This is a genomic window from Deltaproteobacteria bacterium (assembly GCA_020845775.1).
Classification (GTDB): domain Bacteria; phylum Bdellovibrionota_C; class UBA2361; order SZUA-149; family JADLFC01; genus JADLFC01.
Genome location: JADLFC010000027.1, coordinates 1 through 18446, shown reverse-complemented (window position 1 = coordinate 18446; position 18446 = coordinate 1). Strand labels below are relative to the sequence as shown.

Annotated in this window: 14 protein-coding genes; 11 read left to right on the top strand and 3 right to left on the bottom strand. The window is 44.7% G+C overall.

The annotated features are described in order from the left end of the window. The 3 genes from IT291_01590 to IT291_01580 form a co-directional block, all read left to right on the top strand. Positions 1 to 2739: efflux RND transporter permease subunit (locus tag IT291_01590; GenBank protein ID MCC6219913.1), on the top strand; the 2739-nt coding region annotated here is incomplete at its 5' end. A gap of 14 nt (positions 2740 to 2753) precedes the next feature. Further along, positions 2754 to 3125 (top strand): hypothetical protein, encoded by a 372-nt coding sequence (locus IT291_01585; protein MCC6219912.1) that lies wholly within the window; start codon positions 2754 to 2756, stop codon positions 3123 to 3125. A gap of 17 nt (positions 3126 to 3142) precedes the next feature. Further along, positions 3143 to 3526 (top strand): hypothetical protein, encoded by a 384-nt coding sequence (locus IT291_01580; protein MCC6219911.1) that lies wholly within the window; start codon positions 3143 to 3145, stop codon positions 3524 to 3526. 39 nt (positions 3527 to 3565) lie between these two features. Here IT291_01580 and IT291_01575 read toward each other — a convergent pair whose 3' ends face one another. Next, positions 3566 to 3904: a hypothetical protein gene (locus IT291_01575; protein MCC6219910.1), complete on the bottom strand. Its 339-nt coding sequence runs from the start codon at positions 3902 to 3904 to the stop codon at positions 3566 to 3568. A gap of 189 nt (positions 3905 to 4093) precedes the next feature. Between IT291_01575 and IT291_01570 the strand changes: the two genes are divergently transcribed. From IT291_01570 to ccsA, 3 genes are read left to right on the top strand one after another with little or no spacing between them, the layout of a single operon-like run. Then, positions 4094 to 4780: a hypothetical protein gene (locus tag IT291_01570; protein ID MCC6219909.1), complete on the top strand. Its 687-nt coding sequence runs from the start codon at positions 4094 to 4096 to the stop codon at positions 4778 to 4780. Between the two features lie 46 nt (positions 4781 to 4826). After that, positions 4827 to 5945, top strand: a complete 1119-nt coding sequence (locus IT291_01565; protein MCC6219908.1) for a cytochrome c biogenesis protein ResB — start codon at positions 4827 to 4829, stop codon at positions 5943 to 5945. 21 nt (positions 5946 to 5966) lie between these two features. Beyond that, positions 5967 to 7823 carry a cytochrome c biogenesis protein CcsA gene (ccsA, locus tag IT291_01560; protein ID MCC6219907.1) on the top strand — a complete coding sequence of 619 codons (1857 nt, stop codon included), beginning with the start codon at positions 5967 to 5969 and terminating at the stop codon, positions 7821 to 7823. 158 nt (positions 7824 to 7981) lie between these two features. Here ccsA and IT291_01555 read toward each other — a convergent pair whose 3' ends face one another. Beyond that, positions 7982 to 8425, bottom strand: coding sequence for a hypothetical protein (locus IT291_01555; GenBank protein MCC6219906.1), 444 nt, complete (start codon positions 8423 to 8425; stop codon positions 7982 to 7984). A 340-nt stretch (positions 8426 to 8765) separates the two neighbouring features. After that, a complete protein-coding gene (locus tag IT291_01550) occupies positions 8766 to 9425 on the bottom strand; it encodes a hypothetical protein (protein MCC6219905.1) in 660 nt (219 codons plus the stop codon). A 556-nt stretch (positions 9426 to 9981) separates the two neighbouring features. Between IT291_01550 and IT291_01545 the strand changes: the two genes are divergently transcribed. The 5 genes from IT291_01545 to IT291_01525 all read left to right on the top strand — a co-directional run bounded on the left by IT291_01545 (position 9982) and on the right by IT291_01525 (position 18294). Then, entirely contained in the window at positions 9982 to 10902 is a 921-nt protein-coding gene (locus IT291_01545) for a class I fructose-bisphosphate aldolase (protein MCC6219904.1), read from the top strand. 17 nt (positions 10903 to 10919) lie between these two features. After that, a complete protein-coding gene (locus tag IT291_01540; GenBank protein ID MCC6219903.1) occupies positions 10920 to 11282 on the top strand; it encodes an iron-sulfur cluster assembly accessory protein in 363 nt (120 codons plus the stop codon). Between the two features lie 82 nt (positions 11283 to 11364). Beyond that, positions 11365 to 14832, top strand: a complete 3468-nt coding sequence (gene dnaE / locus IT291_01535) for a DNA polymerase III subunit alpha (GenBank protein ID MCC6219902.1) — start codon at positions 11365 to 11367, stop codon at positions 14830 to 14832. An 8-nt stretch (positions 14833 to 14840) separates the two neighbouring features. Continuing rightward, positions 14841 to 16001: an AI-2E family transporter gene (locus IT291_01530; GenBank protein MCC6219901.1), complete on the top strand. Its 1161-nt coding sequence runs from the start codon at positions 14841 to 14843 to the stop codon at positions 15999 to 16001. A 22-nt stretch (positions 16002 to 16023) separates the two neighbouring features. Continuing rightward, the gene (locus tag IT291_01525; protein MCC6219900.1) at positions 16024 to 18294 is read left to right on the top strand and encodes an NADP-dependent malic enzyme; all 2271 of its coding nucleotides are present in this window, start codon (positions 16024 to 16026) and stop codon (positions 18292 to 18294) included. Positions 18295 to 18446 lie beyond the last annotated feature (152 nt).

The following is an 18446-nucleotide window of genomic DNA, read 5'->3' as shown; positions in this document are numbered from 1 at the left end:
GCTGTGGCCTTGTCTCGAGGTGGCCCAGGTAGGTCTAGTGAAGGGCTCATGTTTGTGAGGTTTCGCCCAGAAAGGGATCGCAGTGTGCAGGACCTCCTAGATGGGCCAAATGGAATTCGGAGTAGGTTTTTTTCCGAGGTAGAGGGCGCATTGGCATTGGCGATTCTTCCGCAGTCGATTGGGCGCGGATACAGTCAGAGTTTTCAGTTGGCACTCCAGCACGACAATTTAGATAAACTAGACGAGTATGTTCAAAAAGTTTCTCAAGCTTTGCGCGAAACTGGGATGCTGTTCGGCGTGCGTTCTGCCTTTGAGTTTAATAAGCCACAACTAGAAGTTAAGATTGAGCGCGAACGCGCGGCAGCTTTAGGAGTGCCGATAGATGCTATCGCTAGGACATTGCAAATTCTTTTTGGTGGTAGAGATTTAAGCGATATTAAGATTGGCGGCAAGCAGTACGATGTCATTGTGCAATTAAACAGAGAATCGCGCCTTCGTCCAGCAGATCTAGATAGAGTGCACGTGAGGAGCGATAGCGGTGGTTTAATTCAATTAAGCAATTTAGTAAAATATAGCGAGGTTGCAGGGCCTAACGCTATTTTTCACTACAATCGCATTAGGTCGGCAACGATAGAGGGCACTCCCGTGGGGAGCGTCGCACTGGGGACGGCTATTGAGAACACAGAAGCCATATTAGAGGAAATGCTGCCAGCGGATTTTAGATATGTTTGGAAAGGTGAGGCTTCAGATTTACAAGAGACGGGGAGTGAAACATGGTTTGTCATCCTACTTGCAGTTCTTACTATTTATATAGTTCTTGCAGCTCAGTTTGAAAGTTTGGTTCATCCCATTACAGTAATGGTGGCCCTTCCGCTAGCGGCCATTGGGGCGAGTGGAAGTTTATGGTTGCTCAATCAAGTGGATTCCTTAGGGACGATGCTCTATGGTTGGGCAAACTATTCGCCTGATCCGCCGGCGATTGCGGGAATTCTGTCGGGTCTAGTGCCGCGAATACCATCCATGACTATTAACGTTTTTAGCCAAATCGGCATGGTATTATTGCTAGGACTAGTTACTAAGAATTCTATTTTGTTAGTCGAATTTGCTAATCAGCAGAGGGCTAAAGGGGTTAGCGCAAGAGAGGCTATGCTCGAAGCCGCTGCGATTCGCTTTCGCCCAATACTGATGACTGCGCTTGGCACGATAACTGGAATTTTCCCAATAGCTATTGGTTTTGGTGCGGGTGCCGAAAGCCGTAGGCCAATGGGCGTTGCCGTGGTGGGTGGTATGACTACAGCGACGGTTTTAACATTTTTTGTCATCCCAGTTGTTTATGTAATATTCGATGAGATTAAGGAGCGGGTGTTCTCTAAGCCAAATCCGCGATTGCCTGGCGCCATGCTGTTGTTGGCATTTTTGGCGAGTTGTTTGTTCAAGAGAGACATTTTGGCTGAAGAAGCGAGTTTATCGGGCCCTAGTAAGCTTAGTCTTTCAAAGGCAGTAGATTTGGCTTTAGAACACAACTTGGACATAATTACGGCTAAAAATCGCATTGAGCAGCAGCGCAATGTGAAGTTAGAGGTTAGGTCTTATATGCTGCCGAGGGTGGCTTTAGACGGAAGTTATGAGCAAGTGGATGATTCGCTTGTCGAGACTTTTCGCGAGGATGCTTTTGGTTCAAATAAGAATTTCGATTCGAAGTTAGAGTTGCGCCAACCGCTTTATGCTGGTGGCAAGAGCATGGCGGCTTATAGGCGAGAGAGTTTGCGCGAACTAGCGGCTGAACTCGAACTAAGGGAGGTTGAGTTAGAAGTTGTGATGGATGTTGAGGCGCGCTTTTTAGATGTGCTGCTCGCTAAATCTAAACTTAGTGTTCAGAAGCAATCAGTTGAGCTCTTGGAAGAGGCGTTAAGGAGCGAAAGGGAAAAGCTAAAGGTAGGCGATGTTTCGCAGTTTAATGTATTACGGGCGGAGGTGGAGGTTGCCAATAGCCTGACAAGGCTAATTAGGGCTAAGAATGAGGTAAATCTTTCTTATGAAGAGTTGCTGCAAATCATTGGTTTTTTGCAGGAGGACTTGAGTTTGAAAAAAAAGCCATTTGCTTTAGACGGGGAGTTGCGGCAGAAGGCATTTGCGATTTCTCTGGAGGACGCCTTGCATAAGGCGCTTACTAACAGACCACACATTAAGCGACTTAAACTGCTAATAGATGCTAGTAAGCAAGGGGTTAAGGTGGAAAAGGCTGATTATTGGCCAGTAGTAGTGGCAGTTGGATCTTATGGGGTAGAGAAGTCGCGCTTTAGTAACGATTTAAGTGACACCTTGAATGGATGGCGAGCGCGGATAGAGGCAAATTGGAAGATTTTTGATAGTTGGCAGACTAGTTCGCGCATTGCCGAGAGGCAGAGCGAGGTTTTAAATGCCGAGGCGGCATTGCGCCAGGCTCGGCTAGATGTGGAAGTGGAGGCAAAGCAGGCTTATTCGTCGCTTAGAGAGGCTAGGACGTTGTTGAAAGCCTCGAGAAAAGTGGTGGAAACGGCAGAAGAAAGTGTTAGACTGGCGATAAATCGCATTAATGCAGGGGCGGGTATACAGTTAGATTTGCTAAATGCCCAGGTGGCTCTTACGGAGGCGCGGCTTAATGAGGTGCAGGCTTTGTACGATTATAATTTGGCAGTTGCTCGTATGAAGAGGGCTACGGGAAAAGGAGTGACGGATCGAGATAGGGGAAGTTTATGAGAGGAGTTAGTTAAATGCTTTTAGCGTATTTTTCGTCCGGCAATTCGGAGGGTGACAGTAGTTCGCTTTGCCTAATTTCAGAAAAACTGGAAAACAAGTATCCACCTGTGGGTATCGATGCGCTTAGTTGCAGTGAAGCGGGAGTTTTTTATATTGGACATCAGGAGTCTGTCGTAGTGGAGATAGATAAAGATGAAAGGGCAAAAATCATTCGTCCAGTTCCGCCAGCGGCAATTGTATTAACCCCCAATTCGCCGGAGCAACCAGGGTTTAGAGTTTTTCGGATTAAAGTAATATATGGTGAGGATAACAAGCTTAAAACGTTTTATTGTCGCGATCACTCGAGCAAATGGGAGCCTTGGGTCCCGTATACAAAGACGTTTTAGTTTTACTGGGTGTTAATATGAAAGTAATTAATGATGCTAAAAATGCACCGAAGCCGGTTGGGCCATATTCGCAGGCTGCAGTGAGCGGGAATTTTGTGTTTTCGGCGGGGCAAATCGGGATAAGTCCGGATACTGGTACGCTAGTGGCTGGTGGGGTTGAGTCGGAAGCTAGGCAGGTACTAAGCAATTTAGATGCAGTGCTAAAAGCTGCGGGGAGTAGTTTTGAACGAGTTTTGATGACAACGGTTTTTTTAGCTGATATTGGCGATGGAAAAACTGTTAATCAAATATACGGCGAGTTTATTAACCCAAATGCCGCTCCAGCGAGGCAGACCGTAGCGGTTAAAGACCTTCCGCTCGGTGCTCGAATTGAAATTTCGGTTGTGGCGGAGATTGGTTAAAGGGCCTGCAAAAAGCAGACCCTTTAAGGAAAATTCTATCTAGCCAATTCGGCGCATGCCTCCCCATTTGTGAGCGGCGGCCTCGTCTGTGGGTTTCATTTTAGATATCTGCGACAGCACTTGTTCCTGCTCTAAGTCGAGCTGATCGCAAATCCATGAAAAGGAAAACACTTGGTTTTCTGTTTCAGTGGGTTCCTGTTCGGCAAAAAGCCACTCTGTAGCGTTTTTCTTTTCTAAAAAACAAGTTCCGAAGTAATCGAGTAGTGCGCGTTGCACCATCGCAACGAGCAAATTTCTCTCTGGGGTGCTAGAGTGATTAAGCGAAAACTGTTGCATATTCTGATTAACTTCATCGGCAATCATAAAAGCCTCTGCCATACTTACCTCTTATTTTTCCTTTTTTGAGCTACCCGAGGAGATGATTGTTGCTTACCTACTGTATATCAACAGCTATAATCTTGCTCAGGTGCTCGTGTTAACCTAAAACTTAGATATAGACGGGCGAGCTACTTAAATGCTTCATTGACCAGATAAAAATTATTAGCTTTTTTAATTACGACAAATTGTATGTACAAAAGGACGTGTTGGCTTTGTATATTTGGGGGATTGCTTTTTGGTTTAATTTTAGCACTTGTCTTTTCGAGTAGTGCTGTAGCGGTGGATAAGTCAGCTAAGAAGTCCGACAAGGAAGAAAAGCCTGTGGAAGAAGTGGTACCTCCGGTTGAAGATGATAGAGTCTGTGAGGCTGAAATATTTTACACTTGGAAGCGATTACCGCCGCCGCCGCCACCACCGTCATCGGGGCAGCCAGGGAAGGAACTGGTTGTTACGGCTGTGAGCAAAGGCAAAGATTTGCCAAAAGACACAGACAAGAGCGAGGAGGCAATTGAGGAATTTTTCGGAAACGTAAGCGAGAAGGGAAGCGACGATGAGAGGCTTAAGGAAAGTCTTATGAGGCGTTTGTCGGAAGAACGAGGGAAGGCTAAAGTTCATTGCGAAAAGGTTAGAGAGAGCGAATCGTCGTGTACGGCAGAGAAGCTTAAGCCATTATCTGTTGATTATAGAGAACTAGATTTCGTGGCGCGAAGGAAGCTATTAGATTCAATTTCGAGTGACTGTTCAAGAAACTTAGGGGTTTGTTTGTCTACTCGGTCTGGCCCAGTTAACTGTTATAGCGCTGCTCTGCCAAAGCCAAAGGCTGCTGAGCAACCGGAAGAGGTGACAGATAAGGGAAAGGGCAAGGACAAAAAGTAGAACTGAGACAGGATTTTTAAGAAGGTTTTGTTTTAGGTAGTGACTGGTGGGTAATTTTTCGATTAAAGATTTTCTTTCTTCTTCAAAAATATTTTTTTATTGCACAATTTGGCTAGCAACTTTACTGGTTATTGGTACTATTGCTCAAAATAGGGTTGGAATCTATCAGTCCCAGCAGATTTACTTTTCTTCCTGGTTAGTTTCTAAAGGATTTATTTTAGTCCCCGGTGCGCGATTGGTCATGGTAGTAATGTTTATAAACCTCTCGTGTAAGCTGCTGTTTGCTAGTCCATTTAGGGTAAAGCAGTTAGGCGTCATTATTTCGCATTATGGCGTTTTTTTTCTTCTATTAGGTGGATTTGTAACGGCCTATTATTCTGTGGAAGGTGCAATGGTGATTCCAGAAAACGAAACAGTTTCTTATTTTGAGGATTACCACGAAGTAGAGCTAGTTGTTAGCGATTCGTCCGCTTCGGATAAGCCTGAGCTGTTGGTGGTTCCTGGCGAGGAACTTACAAAAGGGAAAGTTATTAGCAATGCTTCTCTTAATGGGCGCATTACTGTTGTTGATTTTTTTAAAAATGCAAAAGTAGAGGAGCGCAAGGAAAAGAGTGATGCTAGTGCGCGAGGTCTCCTAAATGATTTTGACATACAGGCGTTATCTCTCGATGTAAATAGTGAAAAGAATCGAGCGGCCGTGATATTGGCCCTCGATGGGCTTAGTCCCGAGATAGATGGAACTTATGTTGCCTTTGAGTTTATGCCTGGAGAGCAGACCATACAAATGGGGGATCGTTTAGTCGAGCTTTCGTTAAGGCATAAGCGTTATCCATTGCCGTTTTCAATTAAATTGATAGATTTTAGTCAGGAGCTACATCCTGGAACCGACAAGGCCAAGAGTTATCGCTCTATTGTTGAGGTAGTAGACCGCGATACGACGCGGCGAGCGGAAATTGTCATGAATCATCCACTTAGACAGGAGAATTATACTTTTTATCAATCCTCATTCATGCAAGGTGGCGGAGAAGGAGACGTAACGGTTCTAGCTGTAGTAAAAAATTACGGTCGACTGTTCCCATATATTTCTAGTATTGTGATATGTATCGGTCTATTTGTGCATCTGCTGATTCAGCTTCCCAAGCTCATCGTTAGGCAGGAGGCTTGAGAAAAAAGCATAGAGTCGTCTTTGAATTCCATAATAAAAAAAACAATTTTTTTGGTAAGCCTGCTTCTTAGTGGCTATTTATTTTTATCTCCACTGCTCGCCATCAAGAATACCGAACCTTTGGTTGGCGAGTTTGAGCGAATATTAGTTCAGCATGAGGGGCGCTTAAAGCCGATGGATACGGTTGCGCGCATTTACTTGTTAATTTTTTCGGGAAGGACTTCATTTAAGGGAAAGAGTGCGAGCGAATGGTTGTTAAATACTCTTAGCCATACAACAGCTGCTTACGACGAGAAAGTTTTTAAGATAAATAATCCAGATATTCTATCTGCTCTAAAAATAACTACTCCGGAAAAGGATCATTACTATTCTTTTAATCAGATTCGCGAGCCGCTGCAAGCCATGCATTCTGATTTTAGTGCTCTCTATGCGAAGCCAAAGACTGATAGAACGAGAATAGAAGATCAACTCCTAGAAGTTTACATGAAAACCATTCGCTACTTTGACATAGGTAGAACTTTCGCCATGTTCGTTCCAGATATTGTTGTGGGAAACGAGCAGTTAGCAAAGGATCTAGAGCTCGTTCCAGGCGTTGGCGCAAATTATTTCCATTTTGTGCGGAAAACAGCACTTATCTATGACAAGATTCGCCAACTAAATGCAGTTGTCGGAGGAGAGCTAAGTGAGGAAGAGAGGTCTTTAGTAGATTTAATAACAATTTTGAATGCCAAAAAAGAAGGCGTTTCGTCGCTAGTATTGTCTATTATGCCTGCTGCGGGTGCTGGAAAATGGTCTACTCCCTGGGAGTTGATGGATAAGCAGGAGACAGACATTCGCGAGAAGACAATGCTCGATATTTTAAATAAGGCTTTTTTAGCAATGTATGCAGGCGATACGCTCGCCACGAAATACATGGCGGAGTTTAATGAAATGTCTCCTTCGCGCGAGAATGTTAGTTTAGAATTGTATTACAACAAGGGAGATTTTTTTTATAGAAGTCTATATTGCTACATCGGGGCTCTGTTGTTGTTGATGTCGAGTTGGCTTTTTTGGCCACTAGCTCTCGGGCGGATAAGTTTTTCCTTCGTTGTGGTTGGCGCGTTGTTGCATTTAGTTGGTCTAGTTTTAAGAATGTTTATAATGGGGCGACCGCCGGTTTCAAATCTCTATGAGTCCATCATTTTTGTTGGGTTTATTGCGGTGGCGAGTTGTATATTTTTGGAGTGCCGTCGCAAGAATTCGCTTGGTATATTTGCTGCGGCGCTTTGTGGATCCCTTTTGCACTTTGTTGGTTTTAGTTACGCCTCGGACGGGGATACTATGGGAATGTTGGTGGCCGTATTGGATTCTAATTTTTGGCTAGCAACGCATGTAGTTACTATCACTATTGGCTACGGAACGGCCATTGTTGCAGGGATTTTGGCGCACGTGTATTTATTTTTGCGAAATGCCAGAAGGATGGATAGCGTGAGTTTAAGCGAATTGTTTCGCAACTTGCTAGGGCTAGCTTTGGTTTCTCTGTTTTTTACCACTCTAGGCACTATATTGGGCGGGATTTGGGCAGATCAATCTTGGGGGCGCTTTTGGGGGTGGGACCCAAAAGAAAATGGGGCCTTGTTAATTGTCTTGTGGTTTCTCGCTTTGATTCATGGACGCCTATGTGAGATTCTGAAGGAAACCGGCTTTGCCATCGGTTTAGTTCTTGGCAATGTCGTAGTGGCCGTCGCTTGGTTTGGCGTAAACCTCTTAAATGTTGGACTTCACACCTACGGCTTTACCGACAACATCGCTACTAATCTCTTGGCGTTCTGCCTTGCAGAGGTGGTTTTGGCAATAGCTTTTTCTCTTACCTCGCCACGGCAGGTTATATCTTCTTAGGGTCGGTGGTGTTCTTAAGTCTAATTAACATATCGATATTCTTCTCGATTTCGGGTTGAACTTTAAGCAGTTTAAAGTAAGACTAAGTTGGCATGCACCAATTCGTGGAGGGGCATGCAACGCAGCAATTCGTTGAGGCAAAATTTTTCGAACAATTTTTAATCTTTCATTTCTTTTTCGCGAATCTTGCCCTCATTGGTTATTTCAAATGGCAAATAGCCCTGCACTGAGTCGCTGCCATTAAAACCTTCCTCGCTTACCACTAGTGAGTAATGACCTTCCTTGTTTAAAGGATAGGCCGACTGAATAGTCGAGGAACCTAGTCCTGGAAATCCTCCGTAGACGATGTGAGTAGGACTTTGAAATTTTGAGACTTCAACGTGCCACATCAGCGGACAATAAGGTACCTCACATGAGCCCTTTTCCTCATAAACTTTAATGCTTGTATATACTGGTCTTTGATCGGCTTTGTCTGGATCGTATGCTGTAAAGACAGGTGTAGGAACTCCTTGAAATTCATTCCAAGCGTGAATTTTTACTGGATAAGAACAAGCATTCACAAATGTTACCAAAGCTAACGATAAATACTTAAAAAACCTCATAATTATTACCCTCCAACTATGTCCTCTCTAACTGAGCACGCGTTCACATAAACCGTTTCCAAAAAGTAAGTTAAATATTTTACTTTTTGGAAACGGTATTTGTTGTTTATTGGCAAGTGCTTACGCACTTGCTGTTTATACCATTTACAAAAAGGATTTTTGTAAATGGTATAAACGTGCAAAAAAACTACAGCGCTAATGCTCATGAATTTACTGCAATTTGTGTGCCAGCTGAAAAGTTGGATTTTTTTAGGGTATGTTACTAAAAAAAATAGTTGTCTGAGAACCGCGCTAGTTTTCCGACAACGCCTTTTTTTGGCGTGCTTGCCTAAACTTGCACCTAAAACTTTGCATCGGTCGATGCGGCCCAGCGCCTTAGTTGCTGCTGTAACTGGGACTCGAATTCATTTAGCGAACTGCCAAAAGCTTCGCTAAAAGCTTCCTCTGATGAAGCGCCAAACTGAAGTAGACTTAAGTAATTTCGTATAGAGGCAAAGCCATTGCTATTAATCAATGTTCGCGTCGCGAAAAGCGATTGGGCATAGGCGGGCGGTACGACCGACTTGTCTAAAGTGGTAAATCCGTTCTCCAGCCAAGCAAGAGGAATGGGATTGTCATACGTCAACCACTGTCTTAACGCGGGCCCTAGTATTGGATTCGCTTGTCCCTCCAGAATCTGAGCAATGCCCTCATCGAGCCATGCTGGACAACGATTGCCCGAAAGTTCCGCTACTATGGCATGAACATATTCGTGCCTTAACGACCGCTTCAATTGCTCCATCTGAACCGAGCGATCGTTTTGCATAGGGATACTTATTTCGCCGCGATAATACATTGCACTCGTCCACGCTGGCGCCCCAGTTGCTCTTCGAAATTCGTCCGGCGAAAGAAAACGCAAAATAACTTTTTTTTGGGGAACTGCGGAGAATATGCGAGTAAGTTCCTCGTAATTTGCGTTCAGCAACTTAATAGCCTCGCTCGCAACATTTTGCGAGCGCACTTTCTCATTGTCTTGGACATCCTCATTTGTTTCTATATACAGAGTAAATCGAGGCGTATTAATAGTCTCGAAATTCTCCGGGGCAGCTTGGCAGGGTGGTGAACAAAAAAGTAATGAAGCTAATATTATTGTGTGCACATAGATTGTTATAATCTTTAATCTTTGTGCCTGTCGATCAAAAAAATACGAATTGGCTCGAAAAAAAAGTTTTTTTAGTAGTGTTGTTGGTGGAGTAGATATTTTGATACTGCACATATACCTAAACCGTCATCGGTATTGTTTACTGCATTGATGTCAGGACAAACAGCCAAATGCGGCCTGTCCTGAGTATTAAATCGACTGTTTTGTCGCAAATCTGTTGCTAATTTTTCGTTCGCTAATGCGCATATATGCACTTTTATGGCGCTTTTGCTGGCAATGGGCGCCTATATTGTTATAATGTTTTCTAGTTTTTTTGTTGTTGTGGCAATTTTGCTGAGAACAAACACTATCGCTCATGAGTGCGTTCTGCCTAAATTGTTGCGGTGAATGCGTAAATTATTTTTAGGGAAATGATATGACAGCACGTGTAAAAGAAATCCTAAGCTGGTATGGCAATGAAAACCCAGGTGTTTTATCCAATTTGCGACGAATAATGTGTTCGGGAAATTTGAGCGGAACGGGTAAATTTGTAATTTTACCGGTAGACCAGGGTTTTGAACATGGTCCAGCACGAAGCTTTGCTCCTAATCCATCAGCCTACGATCCTCGTTACCATTTTGAGCTGGCTATCGCCGCAGGATGCAATGCATATGCTGCCCCTTATGGCTTTCTTGCAGCAGGCGCGGCTGAATTTGCTGGTCAAATCCCTTTAATATTAAAGCTCAATAACTCCGATTCCCTTTTTTCGACCGCAAACCCAAAGCCGGCAATAACTGCTAGCGTTAAAGATGCGTTAAGGCTTGGCTGCTCTGCTATAGGTTTTACTATCTATCCAGGATCCTCGTTTAGGAATGAGATGTATGAAGAAATTCGCGCTATTTCAGAGGAAGCTAGAGAGGCTGGTTTAGCAGTGGTGGTTTGGTCATATCCCCGTGGTGAGGGATTATCTAAGGAAGGAGAGACCGCGGTAGACGTCGTAGCATACGCTGCGCAAATAGCGTGTCAACTCGGAGCGCACATTGTTAAAGTCAAGCCACCCACTGAGCACATCGAACTTGCTAGCGCTAAGAAGGTTTACGAAAAAGCAAATATAAGCATTTCGTCGCTAGCAGAACGAGTATCTCATGTCGTGCAGAGTGCGTTTAATGGCCGCCGTATAGTAATATTCTCTGGAGGTGAAACTAAGGGTGAAGAAGGACTGCTCTCCGAAATTCGCAGTCTAGCGGCTGGCGGGGCTTTTGGATCTATTATCGGTCGAAACTCGTTTCAGCGCTCTAAAGCCGAAGCTATCAAGCTACTGTTAAGCATACAGGCTATTTATAAGGAAGCTAATTAGACTTTAAGGGGGCATTTATGGAATCGAGATGTTCTGACGATGAATGTTTGCTAAGTTTAACTCCGAAGGCTGTGGAGATGGTTAAACAGGCAATGCAAGAAGAGGGTTTGGAGCTTAACCACGCCTTGCGAGTTGCTGTAAAAGGCGGAGGGTGTTCGGGTTTGCAATACGCCTTGGATTTTTCGAACTCGAGTAGGCCAGGGGATTTGGTTTTTGAAATCGATGGACTTAAAATCCGCGTAGATATAGCAAGTGCAAGTTATCTTAAAGGCACGGTTGTCGATTATGTTTCTGGACCACAGGGGAGTGGTTTTAAGTTCAATAATCCAAATACCGTTAGGCGCACATGTGGGGGTTGTGGCGGTGGATCGAGCTGTTAGCTTAGGTTCGTAGTTTCGGAGTGCGGCAGCATTCTCTACCTATAATACTTAAGTATCGCTGTAACTTGCTAATGTTAGCTTTATGAGTAGTTTTGTTCATTTACATCTGCATACGCAGTATAGCGTTCTCGACGGAGCAATAAAGCTAAAAGAGCTCATTTCGTATGCAAAGAGCTGCGGGCAAGATGCCGTTGCAATGACGGATCATGGCGTCATGCATGGGGCTATAGAGTTTTACGAGCTCGCAAAATCTGCCGGCGTTAAGCCAATAATAGGATGTGAAGTTTATATTACGCCTTCTAGTCGATTTGAAAAGAAACTTAAATCTCAGGGCGGTTCACAACTCTTCCACTTAACTCTTCTTGCGAAGAACAAAGTCGGCTATCACAACTTGTGCAAATTAATTACTGCGGGTTTTACCGAAGGGTTTTACTTTAAGCCCCGTATAGATTTTGAGCTCCTTAAAGAGCTAAATTCTGGCTTAGTAGTCTTAAGCGGTTGCATGTCTGGAGAATTTGCTTCGTTTGCTAAGGCTGAGGATTATGTGGGGGCTCGCGCGCATGTTGAGAAATATCTCGGTGTTTTTGGCGATCGCTATTACTTAGAAATTCAACCTCATGTAGCAAGAGAGCAGCAGGCTATTAATAAGTTAGCTCGAGAAGTCGGACGTGATTTAGGAGTCCCACTTGTAGCTACCAACGATGTGCATTACTTGTCTGCCGATGACCAACATCTCCACGATGTATTGATGTGCGTATCTACGGGCAAGTTGTTAACAGACGAGGATCGCATTCGACACACCGATGTGTGTTTGCATTTTAAAACAGCCGATGAAATGTTAGCCGAACTTCCAGAGTTTCACGATGCAATAAAAAGAACTAGAGATATTGCAAACTTGTGCGAATTAGAGTTCGACTTTTCTACTTATCACATGCCAGTCTTTAATACCCCTGTGGGCGTAACCCTCGAGGAACAGTTCGCAGATGAGGCTCGTAATGGTTTAAAGGAGCGTTTGCGGCGGCGAAGGCAGGTGGTGGATGATAATTTGCCGATTGAAATCGAACCAGCTTATAGCGAACGACTTGACGAAGAAATAAAGCTAATCTTGTATATGGGTTTTGCTGGGTATTTCCTGGTCGTTTCGGATTTCATTAAATGGGCAAAGCGCCGAGGTATCCCAGTTGGTCCAGGTCGTGGAAGTGCGGCGGGTTCATTGGTCGCGTATGCGTTAAGCATTACCGAAGTGGATCCACTATTGCACGGGTTGCTTTTTGAGCGGTTTTTAAACCCTGAAAGAATAAGCCTGCCAGATATCGATATAGATTTTTGCATCAACGGACGAGATGAGGTTATCGAGTACGTTAAGTCCAAGTACGGCAGAGATAGAGTGGCGCAGATCATTACCTTTGGAACGCTAAAAGCCAAGGCTGCAATTAAAGATGTGGGCCGCGTATTGGGTTTAAGTTTTGCCGAAACAGATCGCGTGGCTAAACTCATCCCGGCTCCCAGGCAGGGTTTTGACTTTTCGATTAGTCAGTCGCTAAAAATGGATAAGCGCCTTAGCGAATACGCGGAAGGTGAGGGTGCTCAGCTAATTGGCCTTGCACAGAAGCTAGAGGGGCTTTCGCGCCACACGTCAACACATGCAGCGGGGTTAGTAATCGCCGATAGGCCAGTCGTGGAAATGCTTCCGCTAATGCTCGACAAGGATCAGCAAGTTGTTACCCAGTTCGCAATGAGTTCCGTCGAAAAAATCGGACTCGTAAAATTCGATTTTCTGGGCTTGAAAACTCTTACTGTCTTAAACACCGCAGTGCAAATGATTTATGGAGATACTGGTGAGCGAATTGAAGTCAATGAACTTCCACTAGATGATAAGGTTACTTATGAACTTATATCGTCAGGGCGAACTATAGGCGTATTCCAACTCGAATCGAGCGGCATAACGGAGATGGTTAGTCGCCTTAAGCCCACTTGCTTTGATGATATCGTGGCGATTTTAGCCCTGTATCGACCGGGACCCTTGGATGCCGGCATGGCCGATCACTTTATAAATCGCAAGCATGGGCGCGAGCCAGTGAAATATCTTCATCCACTCCTACAGCCCATTCTCAAAGACACCTACGGCATCATTCTGTACCAAGAGCAAATAATGCAGATTGCTAGGGATATGGCTGGATATAGTTTGGGTGAAGCTGATTTGCTTCGTCGAGCCATGGGCAAGAAAAAACCCGAGGAGATGGCCAAGCAACGCGAAGTATTTATTTCAGGCTCTGTAAAAGCTGGCATATCGGCCTCACTGGCCACTGATGTGTTCGATCAAATGGAGACCTTCGCTCGGTATGGTTTTAACCGCAGTCACTCTGTAGCATATGCTTTGATTTCCTATCAAACAGCTTATCTCAAGGCGCATTATCCGAAGCATTTTATGGCTGCGCTAATGACATCGGAGATGGGGGATACTGATAAGACGCTAAAGAATTTTAAGGAGTGCAAGGAGGAAGGAATCGAAATAGTCTCGCCCGATGTAAATGTGGGAGAAGTTGGATTTAGTGTAGTCGATGGCAAAATAGTGTTTGGTCTCGCTGCGCTGAGGGGAGTAGGGGAGAAGGCTGTGGAGCAAATTATTAATAGCCGGAAGCTCGATGGGCCTTTTAAGGGATTGTTAAATTTTTGTACTCGTCTCGAATCTGGCGTGCTTAATAGAAGGACGGTAGAGAGTCTTATTAAAGCTGGTGCGTTTGACTGGACTAGCTTATCGCGAGCTGAAATGCTCCATCGCTTGGACGATGTATTGAAGCGCGCGCAACGCATTAGGCAAGCGAGAGACTCTAAACAAATGAGCATGTTTTTTGACGATGAACCGGAGCTCGATGAGCTTAGGTTTTCGGATCGCGAGTTACTGTCCGAGTGGCCGATTAATATTAAATTAGCTCACGAAAAGGAAGCGCTTGGTTTTTATTTAAGCGGCCATCCTTTGGAGAAATTCCAAGGCGACCTACAGAGATTTCACGCGGTGACGGTAGATAGCTTAAAATCCCTTAGCGATGGCGCAATCGTCACTGTTGGCGGAAGCATCACTATTCTTAAGCTTAGGAACACGAGAAAAGGCGATAGATATGCTTCTTTCTTGTTGGAAGATATGGCGGGAACTATTGAAGTAATTGTTTGGCCCGATGTATATCAGAATGCCAGTGCCGTATTATCTTCCGACGAGCCGATCGTGGTTACTGGACGCTTAGACGTATCTGATGAACGTCGCACAATTATAGCGTCCGCGATTTTGTCAGCTATAGAGCTTCGCGATTCTACTGCGAAAGAGGCTATCGTGCGAATCGCAGCTAATGATTGCTCTGCAGATCGATTCGAATCCCTAAAGAGCTTATTTGCTAAGCACAAAGGGAGATGTCCCGTTAAGATAATATTTTCTAATCCCAATAAGAGCGAAACGGTGCTATCCTTGCCACTTGATTTGCAAGTGCAGCCGTCGGAGATGTTGTGTAACAGTGTCGAAAAGCTGTTTGGCAGGCCAGTGATGAGTTTTAGGTAGGTAGTTAAATGGGAAAGGACAGGAAGCCGGATACAAGTGCTTTGCCAGCTCAGGATTTATTGGCCTTTGACCTGGGTGCATTCTTATTACGGCACCGTAGACGCATCGCTTGGAGTGCTATAGCGATATGCACTGTCTCGTTACTTTTTGCCATCAAAGAAGTTACAACGCTCTTAATTCTAGCGTACATAATTGCCCTCTTGATTAACCCCATTCTTGAACGTTGCGAGAGATTGGGAGTATCCAGAAGCACTTCAATTATATTAGGAGGAGTTGGGCTACTAATTTTGTTGATTGGCCTTTTAGTTGTGGCTATTCCATTGTTAATCAGGGAGTATGCTCATTTTATCGGGGTTCTTCCGTCGTATTTAAAGATGGCCGCTATTAAATTTGCAGATTTCTTGGAAAGAGATCTAGGGATTAGACTACCTGAAAGTAGTTTGGAGCTGTGGGACTCCTTGCCTGAATTTTTCTCTGTTTTTAGTGTTGAGCAGTTAAAGGTCGCTGCTAGAGGCTTGGGGAGGACAGTGCTAAGCGGTTATTCGCTTACCCTTACTGTTTTAAATGCAATTCTTTTGCCTTTTTTCGTGTACTATATAGCGAGGGATTTAAAGGAGCTTCACGGATTCGTGGCGTATTACGTGGGCGAGCCATTGAGTTCCAAAGTTGCAAAAGTTGGCTCGGAGATCCTCGATTATGTATATGCATTCTTTGAAGGGCAAATTACGGTTGGGCTCATCATGGCATTGGGGTATTCGTTTGGGCTTTATCTGTTGGGTTTGCCATACGCTGTGACAGTCGGCATCCTAGCGGGAGTTCTAAATGTAGTTCCTTATTTGGGAGTAAGTCTCGGAGTAGTTCTAGCTACGATTATTGCTTTGGTAAATGGTTTTACTTTTCTCAAGGTTGGCATGGTCATGGGCGTGTTCGTGGTGGTTCAGATTTTAGAGGGAACTGTGTTAACTCCTAAAATAGTTGGAGAGAAGGTAGGCATTCACCCGCTAGTGATTATGGTTGCGCTGGTCATTGGGGGGAATTTGCTAGGGCTACTAGGTTTAGTTATGGCGGTTCCCGCTGCGGCAGCTGTGCGGGTCATATTAAATCAGCTATCGCTTGCTCCCGTGCAGGCGAGAAAATCCAAGAGATCATCAGTAACGACAAATAATTAGCAAGTAATCTAGAGGAACACTAATGAGCGATAGTTTCGATGCGCTTCAGTATCATGCTTGTCCTACTCCTGGAAAGATTCAGGTTCTACCCACCAAGCCCTGTCATACTGCCAGAGATTTGGCTTTAGCCTATTCGCCAGGTGTCGCCGAGCCTTGCAAGGTGATAGCTGAAGATGAGGAGGCCGTTTATCGGTATACGTCAAAGGGAAACTTGGTAGCAGTTATCAGCAACGGCACGGCAGTCTTAGGTCTTGGAAATATTGGACCATCGGCATCAAAGCCGGTAATGGAAGGCAAGGGGATACTGTTTAAGACTTTTGCGGACATAGATGTATTTGATATCGAGCTAAAGTGCGATTCTATAGAGCATTTTATAAGCACAGTTAAGGCACTAGCCCCGACGTTTGGTGGAATTAATTTAGAAGATATTAAGTCGCCAGAATGCTTTGAGATTGAGGAGGTTTTAGCGCGCGAACTCGACATTCCAGTTTTTCACGACGATCAACACGGCACGGCGATTATTACGGCTGCTGCAATGGTTAACGCCTTAGATCTTGCGCAAAAAAAACTCGACAAAGTGCGCGTCGTCGTAAGTGGCGCTGGCGCGGCTGCGATTGCCTGTATGAAGTTATTGTTCGTTATGGGGTTGAGGGAAGAAAATGTTTTAATGTGCGATTCGGTGGGCGTAATTTACTTGGGGCGAGAGGAGGGGATGAATGCGCAAAAGGAAGAATTTGCTCGCCAAACTAGCTTAAGGACGCTTGCGGAAGCAATGAGGGGTGCGGATGTCTTTATTGGATTATCAACTAAGGGACTGGTAACTCCAGAAATGATTCAGTCAATGGCAGATAATCCAATAGTCTTTGCAATGGCGAATCCCGACCCAGAGATCGATTATCCCTTAGCTAAGGCTACGCGCGAAGATATAATTTTAGCCACAGGACGAAGCGATTATCCCAATCAGGTAAACAATGTATTGGGTTTTCCATATATTTTTCGTGGTGCCTTGGATGTGCGGGCGCGAGAGATTAATACGGAGATGAAGCTAGCGGCCGTTAATGCCCTAGCAAGTCTTGCTAGAGAGCCAGTTCCCGAAAGCGTTCGCAGAGCCTATGGAAATGCTCATTTTTCCTTTGGCAGAGATTATTTTATTCCTAAACCTTTTGACCCTCGGGTGCTTTACTATGTAGCGCCTGCCGTTGCACTTGCTGCTATGGATACGGGTGTGGCGCGCAAAGATATATCGGTTGAGGATTACGTATTAAGTCTTAAGAGCAAGCAAAATCATGGTCGGGTTATCTTAAGTGGATATCACGCTTTAGCAAAGAGGCGCGGAACTAAAACTATAGCCTTGGCGGAGGGAGAGAATCCGAGGGTAATTAAAGCCGCGCTTATGGCAAAAGAGGAGGGCATTGCGGAGCCAATACTGCTAGGAAATATTTCTAATATTAGAGAGCAAGCGACTAAGCTCAAACTCAATATTGAGTGCCTGAGTTTGTTAGAACCGGCGAAGGATTCGCGTTTTTCGGCATATATCGAGAAATATTACGGGTATATGAGCCGAAAAGGTGTCACTTTAAGCGATGCCAAGCGAGAAATGCAAAAGCCGAATATTTTTGCAAATACCATGCTTTCCGAGGGAAGTGTTGACGGATTGATTTGCGGAGTTGATCGCTATTATCCGGATATGGTTAGGCCAATCTTAGAGATTGTGCGTTTGCGAGAGGATGTCAAAACAGCCGCAGGCTTGTATTTGGTGTCTTGTGGAGATCGCGTGTTGTTTTTTGCAGATACTTCAATAAACATCGATATGGATAGCGAGAAGTTAGCTAATATTGCTATTCTCGCAGCCGAGTTTGCTAAGAGCATGGATATTGTTCCTCGCGTTGCTATGCTTTCCTATTCTAATTTTGGCAGCGTAAGGCACCCTTCAGCTACCTTAGTGCGGCGAGCAAAAGAGCTAGTTCAGAAGATTGCTCCGGAGCTTGAGATTGATGGGGAAATGCAAGCAGATACAGCTGTAGTTGAAGACATACTGACGGAAAATTATCCTTTTTGCGCCTTGCGCAGTTCGGCTAATGTGCTCATATTTCCCGATATGCAATCGGGAAATATAGCGTACAAGTTGTTGCAACATCTAGGAGGAGCAAGAGTAGTTGGCCCAGTTATTCTTGGCTTACGGGCTCCTGCCTATGTAATGCAGCGCCACGCCTCAGTGGATGAGATATTTAACATGATAACTGTAGCTGCCGCGCAAGCGGTGCTTGCAAACAACCATCTCGTGGGCGTTTAGGGGGTTATTTTTAGAGGACTGAGGGATTGAGAGAGAGACCGACGGACACTTATTATTGTGTCCGTCGGTAGTAAGTTTATTGTCGCACAGGTGTTACGATTACATAATCTGTGCCGCGTTCGCGTAGTGTCCAGGCTGCTATTTTATTTGGT